This is a genomic window from Mesorhizobium sp. P2_D1, assembly GCF_056404455.1.
On sequence record NZ_JBFUDZ010000008.1, the window covers coordinates 90,555 to 107,980 of the forward strand.

General features: G+C 64.3%; 12 protein-coding genes. 9 read left to right on the forward strand and 3 right to left on the reverse strand.

The features are described 5' to 3' along the window. Positions 1-4: 4 nt before the first annotated feature. From AC1D0I_RS09270 to AC1D0I_RS09310, 9 genes are all read left to right on the forward strand, one after another. Positions 5-4,612, forward strand: coding sequence for a non-ribosomal peptide synthetase (locus tag AC1D0I_RS09270; protein ID WP_477394547.1), 4,608 nt, complete (start codon positions 5-7; stop codon positions 4,610-4,612). Then, complete coding sequence (locus AC1D0I_RS09275) at positions 4,609-7,845, forward strand: amino acid adenylation domain-containing protein (RefSeq protein ID WP_477394549.1); 3,237 nt, start codon at positions 4,609-4,611, stop codon at positions 7,843-7,845. The genes AC1D0I_RS09270 and AC1D0I_RS09275 overlap by 4 nt, the downstream gene beginning before the upstream one ends. Beyond that, positions 7,842-11,192: an amino acid adenylation domain-containing protein gene (locus AC1D0I_RS09280; RefSeq protein ID WP_477394551.1), complete on the forward strand. Its 3,351-nt coding sequence runs from the start codon at positions 7,842-7,844 to the stop codon at positions 11,190-11,192. Before AC1D0I_RS09275 ends, AC1D0I_RS09280 begins: the two co-directional genes overlap by 4 nt. Further along, complete coding sequence (locus tag AC1D0I_RS09285; protein ID WP_477394553.1) at positions 11,183-12,085, forward strand: hypothetical protein; 903 nt, start codon at positions 11,183-11,185, stop codon at positions 12,083-12,085. The genes AC1D0I_RS09280 and AC1D0I_RS09285 overlap by 10 nt, the downstream gene beginning before the upstream one ends. Then, a complete protein-coding gene (locus tag AC1D0I_RS09290; RefSeq protein WP_477394556.1) occupies positions 12,085-12,432 on the forward strand; it encodes a hypothetical protein in 348 nt (115 codons plus the stop codon). The genes AC1D0I_RS09285 and AC1D0I_RS09290 overlap by 1 nt, the downstream gene beginning before the upstream one ends. Beyond that, a complete protein-coding gene (locus AC1D0I_RS09295) occupies positions 12,429-12,851 on the forward strand; it encodes a hypothetical protein (protein ID WP_477394558.1) in 423 nt (140 codons plus the stop codon). Before AC1D0I_RS09290 ends, AC1D0I_RS09295 begins: the two co-directional genes overlap by 4 nt. Further along, positions 12,844-13,539 (forward strand): 4'-phosphopantetheinyl transferase family protein, encoded by a 696-nt coding sequence (locus AC1D0I_RS09300; RefSeq protein ID WP_477394560.1) that lies wholly within the window; start codon positions 12,844-12,846, stop codon positions 13,537-13,539. Before AC1D0I_RS09295 ends, AC1D0I_RS09300 begins: the two co-directional genes overlap by 8 nt. Before the next feature lie 120 nt (positions 13,540-13,659). Then, positions 13,660-14,208, forward strand: a complete 549-nt coding sequence (locus tag AC1D0I_RS09305) for a glutathione peroxidase (RefSeq protein ID WP_477394562.1) — start codon at positions 13,660-13,662, stop codon at positions 14,206-14,208. 117 nt (positions 14,209-14,325) lie between these two features. Further along, positions 14,326-15,126, forward strand: a complete 801-nt coding sequence (locus AC1D0I_RS09310) for an SDR family NAD(P)-dependent oxidoreductase (RefSeq protein WP_477394564.1) — start codon at positions 14,326-14,328, stop codon at positions 15,124-15,126. A 41-nt stretch (positions 15,127-15,167) separates the two neighbouring features. On the opposite strand, the gene AC1D0I_RS09315 is transcribed toward AC1D0I_RS09310, so the two are convergent. The 3 genes from AC1D0I_RS09315 to AC1D0I_RS09325 form a co-directional block, all read right to left on the reverse strand. Then, on the reverse strand, positions 15,168-15,863 hold the full coding sequence (locus tag AC1D0I_RS09315; RefSeq protein WP_477394566.1) for an SDR family NAD(P)-dependent oxidoreductase: 696 nt from the start codon (positions 15,861-15,863) through the stop codon (positions 15,168-15,170). A 41-nt stretch (positions 15,864-15,904) separates the two neighbouring features. After that, positions 15,905-16,627 (reverse strand): glutathione binding-like protein, encoded by a 723-nt coding sequence (locus AC1D0I_RS09320; protein WP_477394568.1) that lies wholly within the window; start codon positions 16,625-16,627, stop codon positions 15,905-15,907. 261 nt (positions 16,628-16,888) lie between these two features. After that, entirely contained in the window at positions 16,889-17,329 is a 441-nt protein-coding gene (locus tag AC1D0I_RS09325) for an Lrp/AsnC family transcriptional regulator (protein WP_477394571.1), read from the reverse strand. Between the last annotated feature and the right edge of the window lie 97 nt (positions 17,330-17,426).

Below are 17,426 nucleotides of genomic sequence, written 5' to 3' on the forward strand. Positions count from 1 at the left end.
GCATATGACGGCAATCCCCATATCCGGCAACATAAGTGCCGAACGTCGTTCGCTGCTCGGCAAGTTGCTTGGCTCGGCCGGACTGCAGTCCCCCGCGTCAGGTGATCCGCTACTGTCGCCCCGCAGTCACCCTGGCCCGGCAGCGCTTTCCTGGGCCCAGCAGCGCCTGTGGTTCATGCAGCGCCTCGCACCGGCAAGCCCTTTCTACAATGTGCCTCTGAACTTGCCCTTGCGCGGCCCTCTCAACGTGGCGGCGCTCAAGCGCGCCCTTGATCACGTGGTTTCACGCCATGCCGCCCTGCGCACTGTTTTCACCGACATTGCAGGCGAGCCTATGCAGCAGGTGATGCCACCCGGCCCGGTGCCGATGCCGCTGCTCGACCTAATGCATCTTGAGCCGAAGGAGCGCGAGAAGGCAGCGCGCCGCGAGGCCGGCGAACAGGCGCGGCTGACGTTTAATCTGCGGCATGGGCCCATGGTGCACGCACGTTTGCTGCGGCTGTCGATGCACGAACACTGGCTCCTGCTGACCCTGCATCACATCGCTTGTGACGGCTGGTCCATGCAGATCCTGCTGCGCGAGCTGGCTGCCGCCTATGGGGCCTTCGTCACAAACCGGCCCTCCCCGCTGCAACCTCTGGCGATCCAGTATGCCGATTTCGCCGAATGGCAGCGCCAGTATTTCAGCGGCGAACGGCTGGAGACGGAGCTGTCCTATTGGCGCCGGCAGCTCGCCGATCTGCCGCAATTGGCGCTGGTGCCGGACCGACCGCGTCCGGACGAGCCGAGCTTCGAAGGCGATTTCGAGGAGTTGAGCATCGGGGCCGCCGTGCTCGTTTTGCTGAAACGGGTGGCAAGCGAAGAAGGCGCTACCCTGTTCATGGTGCTGTTGGCAGGCCTTGCCGCGATGATGCAGCGCTACACAGGCGATGAAGACATCGCGATCGGCGCGCCGATCGCCAATCGCACGCGGCCCGAGGTCGAGGCGCTGATCGGTTTTTTTGTCAACACACTCGTGTTTCGCATCGACGCCAGTGGCAGGCCGACCTTCCGCGAACTGGTGCGCCGTGTGCGGCAGACCGCGCTCGATGCCTACACGCACCAGGACATGCCCTTCGAGAAGTTGGTCGAAGCGCTTCAGCCCGAGCGCCAGGCTAACCGCAATCCGTTGTTTCAAATCGGGCTGGTGCTGCAGAACGCATGGAACATCGATAGCGGTAGTGCACTGCCGGCTCAGGATTCGGTGGTCTCCATCGAACGCGGAACCTCCATTTTCGATATCGCATTCCACCTGCATGAGCATGCCGGCGGGATTTCCGGAGGCATGGAATACAGCACCGCGCTGTTCGATCCCGAGACGGCCGCGCGCATGGTCGGGCATTTCTGCTTGTTGCTGAACTCGGCGGCGGCAGACCCCGACCAGCCGATCGATACGATCGCGATGCTCGACCGTGACGAGCGGCGCCGGTTCCGGCACGCGTCCGAGGGCAAAGCGGTCGCCTTCGACGAGACGCCGCTCTGCAAGCAATTCGAGCGCTTCGCAGCGAACGCACCCGACCGTATCGCACTTACCGGCCCCGCGGGCACCTTCACATATGGGGTGCTTGATCAGCAGGCTGAAGAACTCGCCGCCGGACTTGAGGAGGCCGGCGTTCGGCCAGGCGAACCGGTACTGCTGCTGCTCGACCGTTCCCCTGCGGCTGTGGTCGCGATACTCGCCGCGCTGAAGGCAGGCGCGGCGTTCGTGCCTCTCGATATCGATCTCCCGATCGAGCGCTTGCGCTATATTGCCGAGGACACCGGGGCGCGCCACGTCCTCACCGAGCCTGCGGCGTGGGGCCGTGTCGAGGGCGCGCTGTCGTTGCTCGAATGCCGGCCACTTTTCGTCAGCGCGATGGCGCGCGACGGCACCACGGCCCCGCGTTCAACGGAGCGCGCGTCAGGTGAAGTGGCCTACATCATCTACACTTCAGGCTCGACGGGCCAGCCCAAGGGCGTGGTCATCGGGCAGCGTGGACTGGCCAATGTTCTGGCGGCCCAACGACGACTGCTCGACACGACGGCGGAAAGCCGCGTGCTGCAGTTCGCCTCGCTCAGCTTCGATGCCGCAGTGTTCGAACTCGGCTTCGCCCTCGGCGTCGGCGCCACGCTGGTGATCCCGGGACCGGAGCAACGAATGCCCGGTCCCGCGCTCGCCCGGCTGATCGACGAGGCGCGCGTCACCCACGCGGTGTTGCCGCCTTCCGCGCTGTTCGCGTTCGATGCCTCGGGGTTGCGAACTCTCACCACGCTGATGGTGGCGGGCGAAGCCTGTCCGGCCTCGATAGTGGCACAATGGGCGCCCGGCAGGCGCTTCTTCAACCTGTACGGTCCCACGGAAACGACCATCTGGGCGACATGGGAGCGATGCGAGGATTTTTCGCGCCCGCCGACCATCGGTGTGCCGATCGACAATATGCGCGCCTTCGTCCTCGATGCGCACGGAGAGCCGGTGCCGATCGGCGTCCCAGGTGAGCTCTGTCTGGCAGGGATCGGACTGGCGCGGGAATATCTTGGCAGGCCGCAACTGACGGCCGAGCGGTTTGTCGAGCTGCCGCTGGGCAATGGCGCTGTCGAACGAATCTATCGCACCGGCGACCGCGTTCGATTGTTTGCCGACGGGCGCATCGACTTCATCGGCCGCATCGATCGCCAGGTCAAGCTTCGCGGTCACCGCATCGAACTCGGCGAAGTCGAGGCGGCATTGCAATCGCATCCCGAGATCGCCGAGGCGGCGGTCGCGGTGCGCGAGGTCGGCGCTGGAGATGCGCGTCTCGTCGCATATGTGGTGCAGCGCGACGACCCATGCGCACCTGACGCGCAGTTCGAGAGCGCAGCTTCCGGCGAGCAGGTGGAACACTGGCACCGCATCTACGATGAAACCTACGGTACGATCGCGGAAGCTACCGACCCTGCATTTGTGATCGATGGCTGGAACAGCAGCTACACGGGCCTGCCGCTCGACGAGCGGACGATGCGAGAGTGGCTGGCAAGCACGGTTGAACGATTGAATTCTCTCGCAGCCGAGCAAACCCTCGAAATTGGCTGCGGCACGGGGTTGCTGGCTTTTCGCCTGGCACCCAAGGCCCGGCGCTATGTGGCAACCGATATCTCGCAAGGCGCGCTTGACCATATGGCCAAGCACGCGGCCAGTGCCGGGATCAAAGGCATCGAGTTCCGTCGATGCGCTGCGCACGAGGTCGCGGCCCAATCTATGGGCGCTGTGGACCAGGTGATCCTCAATTCGGTCGTGCAGTACTTCCCGAGCGAACGCTACCTGATCGACGTGATAGGCGCCGCGTTGTCAACGCTGGGTACCCGCGGCACCGTATTCATCGGTGATGTGCGGAGCCTGGCGCTGCTGGAGTGTTTCGCAGCCTCTGTGGAGTTGTACCGGGCCGAGTCCGACCTGCCGCTGGCCACCTTGCAGGAACGTGTGGCGCGCCGCCTGGGGCTGGAACAAGAGCTGGCGGTCGATTCCGAATTTTTCCTCGCGCTGGCAGCGGATTTCCCCGGCATCCGGGCCGTTGAAATCCTGGCCAAACCGTGCCGTGCCGATAATGAGCTGACGCTTTTCCGATATGACGTCATGCTCCATGTCGGCTGGTCGCCCGAGGTTGTGGAGGCGGGGGACACCTGTGACTGGGCGAGCGTGGGCAGCGCCGAAGCGCTGCTGCGGACGTTGCGGGCACTTGACGGGAAAACCCTGCTGGTCGCCGACATTCCAGGCCGAACCGTCGCGGTGGAGCTGCTCGCCGCCGCGGAGGTCATGAGCGGCGATGGATCGCGCTGCGTCGGTGATTTGCGCTCGAACGCAGTAGAGGTGACCATGCAGGGGCTTGATGCGGACCAGCTGCTTGCTTGCGCGGCCGAAGCCGGCTGCAAGGTCGAGCTTCATGTTGCGGGACGCCATGCGACCGGTCACATCGACGCCGTGTTCAGTCCGCTCGCAATGAACCGGGCGGGCCGCGGGCCAATCCCGAGGCGCACACTTGGTGGCGGCGCCGGGCACCGGCGGCGCTGGACCAACAACCCGCTGCAATCCGCCTTCGCGCGCAAGATGGTGCCGCAGGTCCGCGCCTTCCTTGCCCAGCGTTTGCCGGCCTACATGATCCCGGCGCGCTTCTTGCTGCTTGACGCGCTGCCGATGACCGTGAGCGGCAAGATCGACCGCCACCGCCTGCCGAAGATAGACGGCATTCGGCCTGAACTCGGAGCTGAGTACGTTGCCCCGTCGACAGCTGCCGAACTGCGGCTCGCCGCCATCTGGGGCGACATATTGCGGCTCGAGCAGGTGGGCATCAACGACAATTTCTTTGAGCTCGGCGGCGACTCCATCCTCGGCATCCAGGTGGTCAGCCGCGCGCGCGAAGCGGGGCTTTCGATCGAGCCGAACGACATCTTCGTCCACAAGACACTGGCCCTGCTCGCTCGCGCCGCGAAGCCGACCGAATCCGTTGAAGAGAACGTTGGCGAAGAAGAGGACGTTGGGGGGTTCGCCCGTCATATCAAGGCGGAGGATCTGGTCACGTTGATGTCGCGCCTCAACCGTGGGCAGGGAGGCCAAGATTGAACACGAACAGCGTTGACGTTGAAGACTTCTGGCCACTGGCGCCGCTCCAGGCGGCGATGCTGGTCGCCAGTCTGCGTGCGCCGGAAAGCGGCGTCTTCATACAGCAGGAGGTGATGTCGCTGCCGGAGCCCGTCGATGCGCGCGCGTTCCAGGCGGCGTGGCATGAACTGGTTCGGCGCACGCCTGCACTGCGCACATCCTTCCACTGGCAAGACCTTGAGCAGCCGGTGCAAGTTGTTCACCGTCACGTCGCGCTGGCTTTCGAACAGCTCGACTGGCGACATCTCGACGCGGCCGCCTTCGAAGCTCAGCTGGCAGGGTACCTGGGGGACAGCCGCCGGGCGGGATTCGTGCTCGATCGTCCACCCTTGATGCGGCTGGCGCTGATCCGCGGCCGTGCCGGACAAGTGAAATTTGTCTGGCAGTTCCATCACATCCTGCTCGACGGATGGAGTGCGCAACTGCTGGCAACGGAGATGATCGAACATTATCGCGCGCTGGTCCGCAACGCGCCTTACCAGCCTCCGGTGCGACGCTCGCTACGCCACTACATCGACTGGCTGGCCACGCGCGACCTCGAAGCAGCGCGCGAATATTGGGCCGACGTGCTTCGTGGCTACGACGAGCCGGTGGAGATCGGCCTGCCACGGCCCCCTGGCCGAGCGGCTCTTGCAGATGCAGACAACGAGGTCAGCGGCAACCTCGATGCAGGGGAATCGGAGCGGCTCAGGGCGTTCGCACGCCAGCACGGCTTGACGTTGAACACCGTGCTGCAGGGTGCGTGGGCTTTGCTGCTCGGCCACTATACGGACCGCGACGATGTGGTTTTCGGTGCCGTCGTTTCCGGGCGACCGCCTGAGGTTCCTGGCATCGAGCAGATGATCGGTCTCTTCATCAACGCGGTCCCGGTGCGGGTGCGCATGGATCCGCAGGCAGCACTGGTGCCATGGCTCAAGGATTTGCAGAGTGCGCAGGCACGCGGCTCGGCTTTCCACCACCTCGACAGCGCCGAACTGCAACGCTGCTGCGAGATCGCCCCTGATCGACCTCTGTTCGACACGCTGGTGGTGTTCGAGAATTTCCCGCAAGCGGCGGCCAAGCTCGAATCCACGACCGGCGGCGTCGACTTGGCGCGTGCCAATGTGCCGCTCAGTTTGCTCGCGGTTCCGGGTGATCGGCTGCAGCTCAAACTGCGGTTCGACCGTAGCCGCTTCCATGGCGATGACATGGGAGCTCTTATCGAGCATCTGCTCAACCTGCTGCGGGGCATATGCGCTGCGCCCTTTGCAACTCTGGCGACTTTTTCGCCGCTCTCCGATGCTGAACGCCGGCGGCTGATCGTAGAACCAGACGTCGGCGAGGCCGATGCATGCGTGGATTTGGACCCGCTCGAATTGTTGCGGGGTCTGGCGCGCGACAAAGGCGCGGCTCCGGCCTTCATCGCCGACGATCGTGTGCTCGACTTCGACACGTTGGAGCGCGCGTCGTCGCGGCTCGCACGACGGTTACGCGACCTGGGTGTGGATCGCGGCGTGCCGGTCGCCGTGTCTGCACCCCGATCGTTGGAGCAAGTTGTGGCCTTCTACGCCGTGCTGAAGGCGCACGGCGTCTATCTGCCGCTCGATCCGGCCTATCCCAGGCACCGCCTGGAGCAGATGCTGGCGGACGCCAAGCCGGCCGTGCTGCTGGCAACCGGCCCAACGCCGCCGGACGGACCGGCAACCGTGATCGACATCGGCGACGTCCTCGAACCCTGCAGCGGCAATGCGGCAAACGACGAACCGGTCTGTTGGCGGCGCGACGACCCCGCCTAYATCGTCTTCACATCGGGCTCGACGGGCCGGCCGAAAGGAGTGATGGTTCAGTGGGGCCAGGTGTCGAACCGGCTCGTATGGATGTGGCAAGCCTATCCTTTCGGTGCGAACGAGATGGCCTGTCAGCGTACCGCAATCAACTTTGTCGATTCGCTGTGGGAGCTGTTGGGCGCCACGCTGCAAGGTGTGCCGACCACGATCGTTTCCGAGCAGATCGCAACGGATGCTTCCGCGTTGATCCGCCTGCTGGCATCGCGCGGCGTCACGCGGCTGTGGCTGGTGCCATCGCTGCTGAAGATGATGCTCGAGGCGCAACCGGACCTCGGGCGGCACTTGCCGCACCTGCTGTTCTGGGTTTGCACCGGCGAGCCGCTCCCGGCAGACCTCTACCACCAGTTCCGACGACACCATGCGGAGGCGACGCTCTACAATCTTTACGGGACTTCGGAAATCTGGGACGCCACTTGGTTCGATCCCGATCAAGAGCCTCCCGTGCTGGGCATCGTCCCGATCGGCCGACCGATCACCGGCGTGCGTGCCTATGTGCTCGACAGCAAGCTGCGCCCCGTTCCGCTTGATGTGGCGGGCGAGCTGTACATTGGCGGCGTAGGTGTCGCGCTTGGATATCTCGGGCCCACCGAACTGACGCGCGAGCGCTTTGTGGCCGACCCTTTTGCAGGCAGCAAAGCGGCACGAATGTACCGCACAGGGGACCTGGCCCGGGTGCAGCGCGACGGCTTGATCGTTTGCCTCGGCCGGCGCGACCAGCAGATCAAGTTGCGTGGTTTCCGGATCGAACCGGCCGAAATCGAGGCGCTGCTTCGACAAGCCCCCGAAGTCAGCGATGCCATGGTCGTGCTGCGGGAGGATCGCCTCGTTGCCTACGTCGCCGCGCCCGCATCAAGCTTCGATGCCCGGCGATTGTTGGCCGGGTTGCGGGAACGGCTTCCGCACGTGTTCCTGCCGGCGGTCATCGTGCGTTTCGATGCGCTGCCGCTGACGCCCAACGGAAAGCGCGACAGACTGGCGCTGCCGCCGCCGGGAGAACTGCCGGATGCTGGCGATGCCAATCCGGTGCTGCCATTTGAGAAAGAGGTCCAGGCGTGTTTCGCGCAGGTGCTGCAGCTGCATCTGGTGACGCTTGACGCAGACTTCTTCCTCGATCTCGGTGGGCATTCGCTGGCGGCCTTGCGCGTCAGTTCACGACTGTCACGCCAACTCGGAACCGATGTGCCGGCGGGAGGCGTGTTTGACCACCCGTCTGTCCGCCAGCTTGCCGGTTGGATCGCGGAGCGCCAGGCCGCGACTCCGGAAACCAGCGACGACGAGCTGTTGGAGCTGTTGACGTCGCTGCCAGCGGCCGAGCGCGAGGCACTGCTCGCCTCACGAGAACCAGCTGAATCGAGAGGGGCGCCTTGAACAGTCTGCAAAACCGTATCACCGCAATGACCCCGGAGCAGAAGCGCTCCCTGCGCGAGCACCTCATTCGGGTTCGGCCGGCGCAGGAAATCCCTGTCCAGCCGCGCGACGGGCGCGACTTCCCGCTTTCACACTCGCAAGATCGCCTGTGGTTCCTCGACCAACTCGTTCCGGGCAATCCCTTCTACAATATCTCGATTGCGCAGAGGCTGCCGTTTGTCCCCCTCCAGCGTTACCTGGAAAAGGCACTGTCGGCGGTGGTCGCCCGTCATGAGGCGCTGCGCACCGTGTTCCCGCTCGTCCGAGGGCAGCCGGTGCAGCGCATTCTGCCTGCAACGACCATGCGATGCGAGATCGACGACCTCAGCTGCGAGCCGGATCCGGAGGCGCGCGCCGCGCAGATTGCCTCGGCTGCCAGCCAGCAGCCTTTCGACCTTGCCGAAGGCCCGCTTCTGCATTGTCGGCTGTTGGAGCTTTCTGCCGGTGAATCGCTGCTGCTGCTCGTGATCCATCACATCGTCGCCGATGGATGGTCGCTGGAGAAATTGCTGGCCGAAATCGGCCAGGCCTATTCCGAGCTGTTGACCGGCAGGCTTCCGTCCCTGCCACCATTGCCGGTGCAATATGCCGACTTTGCCGTCTGGCAACGCGAGGCAATGTCCGGTGAACGGATGGCTCAGCACCGCAAATACTGGGTGCAGCGGCTGGAGGGCATGCAGCAACTCGAGCTGCCCACGGACCATCCTCGGCCCGCCCGGCCAAGTTATCGCGGGGCGCGCGCACCGATCACCATCGACGCAGCCGCAAGCGCGGCCGCCGAAGCACTGGCGCGCCGCCTGCACACAACACGCTTCACCGTGCTGTTTGCCGCTTTTGCCGCGCTGCTGCACCGGCTCGCCGGACAGGACGAGGTGACCATCGGCACTCCGATGGCGGCGCGTCCCTATTCCGAGCTCGAAGACGTCGTCGGCTTTTTTGCCAACACCGTGGTTTTGCGGCTGGATTTCAGCGGCGGCTGCAGCTTCGAGGAAGCGGTGGAGCGTACGCATGCGCGGCTGCGTGAGGCGCAGAACCATCAGGACCTGCCCTTCTCCATGGTGGTCGCGGCCCTGGCGCCCGAACAGGATCTGTCGCGCAACCCGCTGTTTCAAGTTTCGTTCCAGGTGCTCTCTTCCAGCCAGGTGCGCAGGACGATCACGGATGCCGCGCCGGCGTTCAACTTCGCGCGTGGCACTTCTGCCTTCGACCTTACCCTGCAGCTTACCGAAACGGCATCGTGCCTGGTCGGCGAACTGGAATACGCTACCGATCTCTTTCAGCAGGCAAGCGCCGAACGACTGGTGGAGCGCTTCCTGCGACTGCTTTGCGCGGCACTGGCCGATCCCGAAGCGTCGGTGGCGGATCTGCCGCTGATGGATGCCGCCGAACTGCGTCAGTTGGAAGCCTGGTCGCGAGGCCCTGTGATGCCGTCGGCCGAAACCGACCTGTGCGGGCTGTTCGAAGCACAAGCGCGTCTTAGCCCGGACGCAGTCGCCTGCCAGGCACCCGACGGACGCCTCAGCTATGCGGAGCTCGACGGCGGCGCCAACAGTCTCGCTCATCAGCTCATCGCACATGGCGTGGAGCCCGGCGATTGCGTGGGGGTCGCGATCGAGCCGTGCACGTACCTGCCGATGGCACTGCTCGCCGTGCTCAAGGCCGGCGCTGCCTATGTACCGCTGGGGCCTGAATTGCCAGTTCAGCGCGCCCGCGACATGCTCGTCGATGCAGGGGCGACGGTGCTTCTTGTTTCCAAGGGCACGGAATCCGACTTGCAAACGGGGCTCACCTCGATCGCTGTGGATCGCGAACCACCGCAACCCGGCGTACCGCCCCCGAAGGTGCGGCGCGACGCCGAGAGCCCGGCCTACATACTGTTCACTTCCGGTTCCACCGGACGGCCCAAGGGCGTCTCGGTGCCGCATCGTGCATTGCTCAACTACCTCCTCTGGTGCATGAGCGTCTATCCGATGAACGATGGCGAAGGGGCACCGCTGTGCACTTCGATCACCGCCGACATGTCGGTCACCACGCTTTTCGTGCCGCTCTTGTGCGGCAAGACCGTGTTCTTGCTGCCAGCCGGGGGCGGCCTCGAAGCGCTCGAGGAAGCGCTTCACTCGGGCCGGCGCTACAGCTTTGTCAAATTGACCCCAAGCCACCTCGAAGGTTTGCGCCAGCTTGCGGCAGGGCGGGCGCCCGCCTGCGCAACCGGCTGTTTCATCGTTGGGGGCGAAGCCTTGCACGGCGAGACGCTGGAGCCCTGGCGCACGCACATGCCGGGATTGCTGATCGTCAATGAGTACGGGCCAACAGAAACCACGGTTGGTTGCTGCGCGCATTTTCTGCGCGCCGGCGACATTCGACCGGGCCCGGTGCCGATTGGCCGTCCAATCGCCCTCACGCGGTTGAATGTGTGTAACGGGTCCGGTGCGCCGGTCCCGGTCGGGGTGGTTGGCGAACTGCGAATTGGCGGCGCCGGCGTTGCGCTGGGCTATGTCGGCCAGGCCGGTCTCACCGCGGAGCGTTTCGTACGCGGACCGGATGGAGCGCTGGTCTACCGTTCAGGGGACCGAGTGCGGCACCGTCGTGATGGCACGCTCGAATACCTCGGCCGCGCCGACAATCAGATCAAGTTGCGTGGGCACCGTGTCGAGCCAGATGAGGTGGAGGCTGCACTGCGCACACACCCGGCGGTGGCTGAAGCGGCCGTGGTGCTCCACCGCGCCGGACCGGGTGATGACAGACTGCATGCGGCATTGCTGCTTTCGCCGGGGTGCGACCTCGATCAGGCCGACTTGACCGGGACTTTTCGCAGCCATCTCCAGGATAAACTGCCGCCGTTCATGATCCCGAGCGCCTTCAAGATCGTCGAAGAGATCCCGCTCACCGCCAATGGCAAGGCAGACCGCGATCGTATCGCCAGGATGCTTGCCGGCGCCGCCCCGAGGCAGCGGCGGCACGCGACTCCGCAAACCGCCCTTGAAACATTGCTCGTCAGGTGCTTCTGCGACGTGTTGAAGGTCCCGGAAGCCGGCGCGACCGACGATTTCTTCGCCGATCTCGGAGGCCACTCGCTTTTGGCTACGCGACTGGTTTCGCAACTGCGGGAGCTGTTGCAGATCGAGATTCCGCTGCGTCGCGTGTTCGAGGCCCGATGCGCACGCGAGCTTGCACGCGCGATTGCTCCTGACGATTCGGCGCGGCAGCGGCTGGAAGCGGCCGCAGCCATCGTGCTGCAGGTGCTTGAAATGAGCGATGCCGATGTACGCCAACAATTGCTTGAGCAAGGAGATGGCGCATGCGTGTGATGCTGGATGTGTTCTCCGGTCGTCCCAACCCGACATGGCAAGTGCCGCCGGCTTTGGCCCAACATTTCAGGCAGCTGATGTCGCGCCAGGGCGGGCCGGCTTCTGCCACCCCGATGCCGGCGCTTGGCTATCGCGGCCTGCTCGTCGGGAGTGGTCCGGAAGACGCCGACGCGCCGGCAGCCTTTTATGTCGGCGTGCCACCGCTTGCGACAGTGGAGACCAGGGAGGAGTTCGTCTCCGCGCCACGGGCTCGGCTGCCGGATGACGAGCGCGAGGCCGTTTTGGCACTGTTGGAAAGCGCTCGACCGATCGTTGCGCGTACAGTGATCGATGAAGCAGCGCGCTCCGTCGAATGGCGGGGCGACGGGGTGGCACCACGTGCTGGCCGCAGCGCCGCGCTACGCGCCAGCCACGCGGACGCGGCCACAGCTGCCGAACAGCCGGAGGTCGGCCCGCCCTGTGAGCCGATCCTCGCCGCTTATAGCCCCTGGTTCTGGAACACAGCTTCCGTGCGCCTTCGCAACAATTGCTACAATTATGCCAGCAACTATGTTTCCAATTTCGTGGCGCAGCCCGGACGCAGGGTTGGCCGCCAGTATGACGAGTTCAGCTGCGAGGCGGTTGCGCGAGCTGCAATCGCCGATGGGTTCAGGGCCAACTGCGACGGCCCGGCGCGGCTGGCGGCGCTGGCTGTTTGGCCGGGACACGATTTCCATTGGTACCGCTCGCATGGCGCCTTCTGGGCCCACAAACTGGGCATCTACAGTGCCCGCAACGTCGACAACCAGGGCCGCATCATCGCCGGCGCACTGACGCCGGCGACGTGCGACCGCGGCCCCTACACACAATTTTGCAGTTATCTGTTCGTACCACCGGGCGTGGAGGTCTTGTAGTGCGCGTGGTGTTGGACATGTTCTCTGGCAGGCCGAATCCTACGTTCGGGCTGGCACCCAATGAGGCCGCGGAACTGGCCGCCCGGGCGCGGGCGTTGTCGGTTCCAAGCGCCGCGCCAGCCGGGCCTCAGGCGGGCTGGCGCGGGTTCGTCGTTCTGGGCGACGGCCTGCCCGGTTCCGAGCCGATCTTACTGCGCGTCAAGGAGAAGGTGGTCGAGATGCAAAATGGCGCCTGGCAGGACAGCACCGGTATCGAGGTATTGCTTGAGACGTCTGYGCGACGTCATGGCTATGGTGCGTTGCTGGATGAAGCGCGCAAACGGACCAACTCTGGAGCTGTATCATGAACCCGGAGCAACAATCGCCTTGGCAATGGACCCATGACGGTCCCCAACTCGGCTTCGCCCGCGCTTTCGCACGCTTTCGCGGCGTCCTCGAATCCGCCTGGACCTCGCCAGAGGATGGCGCGGCCGTTGCCGAGACCTTCGCCCGCTGCGCCGAAGCGATGCAGGAGCCGCTCCAGGCCCCCGAGGCGGCGGAACGCATAGCTCAGTCATTTGCCACCTATCACGAGGCGCTGCGTGCAGCGACACTGACGCCGGAAGCGCGAAGGTTGGTGCGGGAGGCACTGCACGAATACGTGGCCGACCTCATCAAGGCCTGGGCTGCGGTCCCGCCTGACAATTTGGCGGCTGCGGATCTTGTGGCGATCGCGCAAAGCATGAGCTGGATCGCCAATGTGGCGGTCGACATCGAAAATGCCTGAGCCGCCGGACGTCGGCAAGGTCGACTTGTGGCTGCTCGACGTGCGGCCGTGTATTGCGGCAGAAGCCGATGCGCTGGAGCTGCTCGACGATGAAGAACGCGGGCGCGCGGAGCGGCTGCGTTGCCCCCGGGCGCGGGCACAATTCGTGCGCACGCGAGCGGGATTGCGTCGCATCCTGGCGAGTTACCTGGCGGTGCAGCCACAGTCCGTCCCCTTTGCGTATGGCTGTCACGGCAAGCCTCGGATGCCATGGGGACGGTTGCGCTTCAATGTTTCGCATGCGGGTGGGGCGGCGCTCCTCGCATTTGCATCTGAGTGCGAGGTCGGCGTCGATCTGGAACGCATCGAGACCATCGATGCCGCCGAAATCCTGACGACATGGGCATCGCCACGCGACTATGCCGCCTGGAGAGCCTCCTCCCCCGGCGACCGCCTGGCCGCCCTCTACCGCGGCTGGGTGCGCAAGGAGGCCATACTCAAGGCGTGGGGTTGCGGATTTTCCGTGGCGCCTCAAGAGCTTGACGTACCCATGAGTGCGACGGCCGGGGAACATATCGTCGTCGGTACGGCCTTGCACCGACCCAACTGCCGAGTGCTCGATGTGCCGGTAGGCAGTTCCTGGACTGCGGCGCTCGCAGTCGAAGGCGGGGCACCATGTACGGCCTCGTTCATGGTCCAGCCTGCGTAAGACCGACCCGGCTGTCTCGAAAGATGCCAAGCAATTTGGTTCTGGAGAACAGCTTTCCTTGACGGGAGCGGCTAAGCCACCAATGTACGGGGGACCCTCTTGTCTGCAGGAACTTTTGCTATGACAGCCTCGATCTGCGATATTCCGTTCAGCCGCGCCGACGGCTCAACCACAAGCCTTCGTGCATATGGCGACAGCGTCCTGCTGATCGTCAACGTCGCCTCCAAATGCGGCTACACCAAGCAGTATGATGGGCTGGAGGCGCTCTACGGGTCGTACCGCGAGCGTGGCCTGGTGGTGCTCGGCTTTCCGGCCAATGACTTCGCCGGCCAGGAACCGGGCACCGACGCCGAAATCCAGGAATTCTGCCGGCTGACCTATGGTGTCGAATTCCCTGTGTTCGCCAAGATCGTAGTCAAGGGACCACAGAAGCATCCGCTCTATCAAGCGTTGATCGAGGCTCTGCCGAAGGCTGTCTTCCAACCGGGTAGCAAACTGGCTGCCCGGATGGCCGGGAAAGGTGCCGCTCCCGGACCCGACGAGGTGAGTTGGAACTTCGAGAAGTTTCTGGTCGACCGCAAGGGGAACGTTGTCGCCCGCTTTGGCTCCGACACCGAGCCGCAGGACGAGGCGATCGTCGTCCCTCTCCGCAAGCTCCTGGCGGTGTGACGCAAGATGCAGCCTGCTGGTGCGGCCCTTCCATGGCTGCGTGCTGCAAGGTTCTTGGCACCGCTGCGTTGCAGCTTCAGTGGTAAAGCCACCCATCTAACCCGAGGAGAGTAGGCCATGGATCTGCAACTGGACGGAAAACGCGCCCTGGTCACCGGCGGCAGCAAGGGAATTGGTCGTGCCATCGCCCGGCAATTGGCCCTGGAAGGCGTCGATCTCGTCATCGCCGCACGCAACGTTGCCGATGTGGACATTGCCGCGCGCGAACTGGCTGCGGAGACCGGGCGCAAGATCGTCGGACTGACCGTCGACACGCAGGACGACAGCTCGGTCAGAGCGCTGGTGGCCGCAACGGTCGCGGCGCTCGGCGGCCTCGACATTCTGGTCAACGCCGCGGCCAAACCGGGCGGGCAGGCACCGCCGCCGAAACTGGCCGAGATCACCGACGACGTGTTCTGGGATGACGTTAACGTCAAGGTGATGGGCTATCTTCGCATGGCGCGCGAGGCTGCTCCTCACATGGCTGCCGCGGGCTGGGGCCGAATTATCAACATAAGCGGCCTCGCGGCGCGCCAGACCGGCTCGATCATCGGCTCGATCCGTAATGTTGCCGTCTCTGCCCTGACCAAGAATCTCGCCGACGAATTGGGCCCGAAGGGGATCAACGTGACGGTGGTCCATCCTGGCCTCACCCGCACCGAAAAGACCGCTCCCCTGGTCGCCGCCCGCGCGGCTTCGGCAGGCGTTTCGCCCGAGGAGATCGAACAGCGTCTTGCCGCCAATGTCACGATCGGTCGCCTCGTCGATATGGCCGAGATCGCCGACGTCGTTGCATTCCTCGCTTCGCCGCGAAGCGTTGCCATCAACGGCGACGCGATCGCATGCGGCGGCGGGGTCAAGGGGCCGATACACTATTAGCCGGCAACGGCCGGCGGCTGTTGCAGTCGGCTACTTGTGCATCAAAAATTCTCCACCCAAGGCCGCAATTCAATCTCCCACGTCCAGGCGCTTCGATGCTGCTGATGGATCGCGAAATAGGCTTCGGCGATCGCGTCCGGCGACAGCCAACGGTCGGGCGGGGTCGAGTCCGGCGACCGCACCGGGTCGCTGGATGCTATGCCGCCATCGATGACGAAATGCGCCACGTGGATGTTCCTTGGCGCAAGCTCGCGCGCCATCGACTGCGCCAGCCCACGCAGACCAAACTTCGGCATTGCGAAACCGGCAGAATTGGCAAAGCCCTTGACGCTGGCCGTGGCTCCCGTGAACAGGATCGATCCGGCGCCTGCGGCCTGCAACCGACGTGCTGCTTGCTGACCGAACAGAAAGCCGCCATAGGCACCCACGAGCAGTGCTTTTTTCACCTCCTCCGGATCGAGATCGGCAATGCCGCCGCGCACGCGGCCGGCCGCATTGAAGATCGCCAGCGAGAGCGGGCCGATGCCATCCACCGCACGGAACAGGTTTTCCACCGATGCCGGGTCCGACACGTCGGTTGAGATCACCTCGGCCCCGGTCTCGGTGGCAAGCGCGTCGAGCTTCGCAATATTGCGCGCCGCCAGCACCATCTTGAATCCTTGGCGGCTGAATACCCTCGCCAACGAGGCGCCAAGGCCGGATCCCACGCCTGCGATAACGCCAACTTTGCTTGTCATGGTTTTCTCCGACGTTGCGCCTTTGTGATGGGGATAAGCCCTCAGTCAGGCAGATGAATAGCTCGCTGGTTGTAAAGGATCTTGCGGATGTGGGCCTGTTCCTCCGGCGTAAGCTTGCTCTGGTCGGTTGACAGGTCGGCGCCCACCGCCAGGCCACGCTGCACGCCCGGGCGGGCGCCGACCTCCTCGAACCAGCGTTTGAAATGCCTGAACTCATTGATGTCCTGGCCCTGTGCCTGCCAGTTGACGGTCCAAGGATAGCTGATGATATCGGCGATGGTGAAGTCTTCACCTGCAAGGTAGCGGCGATCGCGAAGTCGCATATTGAGGACGCCGTAGAGCCGGTTTGCTTCGTCGGTGAAGCGGCGCACCGCATAGGACTGGTCGCCTTCCCTGTCGCCCAGCCTGCGGAAATGACCCGCTTCGCCCAGCTTCGGCCCCTGGTTGGCCATCTGCCATATCACCCACTGCGCGACATCGTACTTGGTGCGCAGGTCCTGCGGCCAGAGCTTGCCGGTCTTCTCCGCAAGATAGAACAGGATCGCGCCGGACTCGAACACGCCGATGGGCGCGCCGCCGCCTTTCGGTTCGTTATCGACGATGGCCGGCATGCGGTGGTTGGGATTGAGCTTTAGGTATTCAGGCGTGAACTGGTCGCCATGTGAGATGTCCACGGGCTTCAGTGTGTAAGGTGTGCCTGTCTCCTCCAGGAAGATCGAAATTTTTTTGCCGTTGGGCGTCGGCCAGTAATAGAGATCGATCATGCTGCGTCCTGCCTGCGCTGTTGGGGGAGCGGCATCAGCTTCGCGCCATTCGCTCATAAGGAAGCTAGACGAAATCGAGATCCGGTTCACGAAGCAACGATCTACGGATGCACGATTTTGAGGAAAAATTGTCTGTACGAGGACGGAGGCTGAGCAAGCGTCAGGACGCGCTTGACCGTGGCCCGCGAGCAGCTACGGCACCAGCGCCGCCTAAGCCGGAATAAACACCGTCAGCCTGATGCCGGATAATGGACAACTTGCTTACGTTAGTCGTGCTCGCGTGGTGCGAGGCGTGGCCAGGAGCAGGCTCGTTTCGCTGCCCGTTATCCCGGCAATCAATCGGATGCGCCTTAGCACAGCATCGAAATCTGTCAGTGATGCCGTCCCGAGTTCGACCACCAGATCCCACCGGCCATTGGTGGTGTGGATGGTCGAGACTTCCGGGAAGCCGCCCAGCGCCCGGACCACGCGGTCGGCGGCATGGCCCTCGATCTCGATGAGCATGATACCGCGGATGCGCTGATCGACGGCGTCGGCGCGCAGCACCACCGTGTACCYGATGATGTCGCCGGACCGTTCCAGGCGCTCCATACGCGCCCTGACCGTGGCGCGCGAGACGCCGAGATCGACGGCGAGATCCGACACGCTGCGCCGCGCGTCATGCCGCAGCAAGGTTACGAGCCGTTCGTCCAGTGTATCCATCAGCTTACCATTTTGACCAGTTCTGCTGCCAATACGATAAACAATGCATTTCGAATTGCCAATTCTGCCTGTTCATATCGCCGGCTCGCCATGGTTC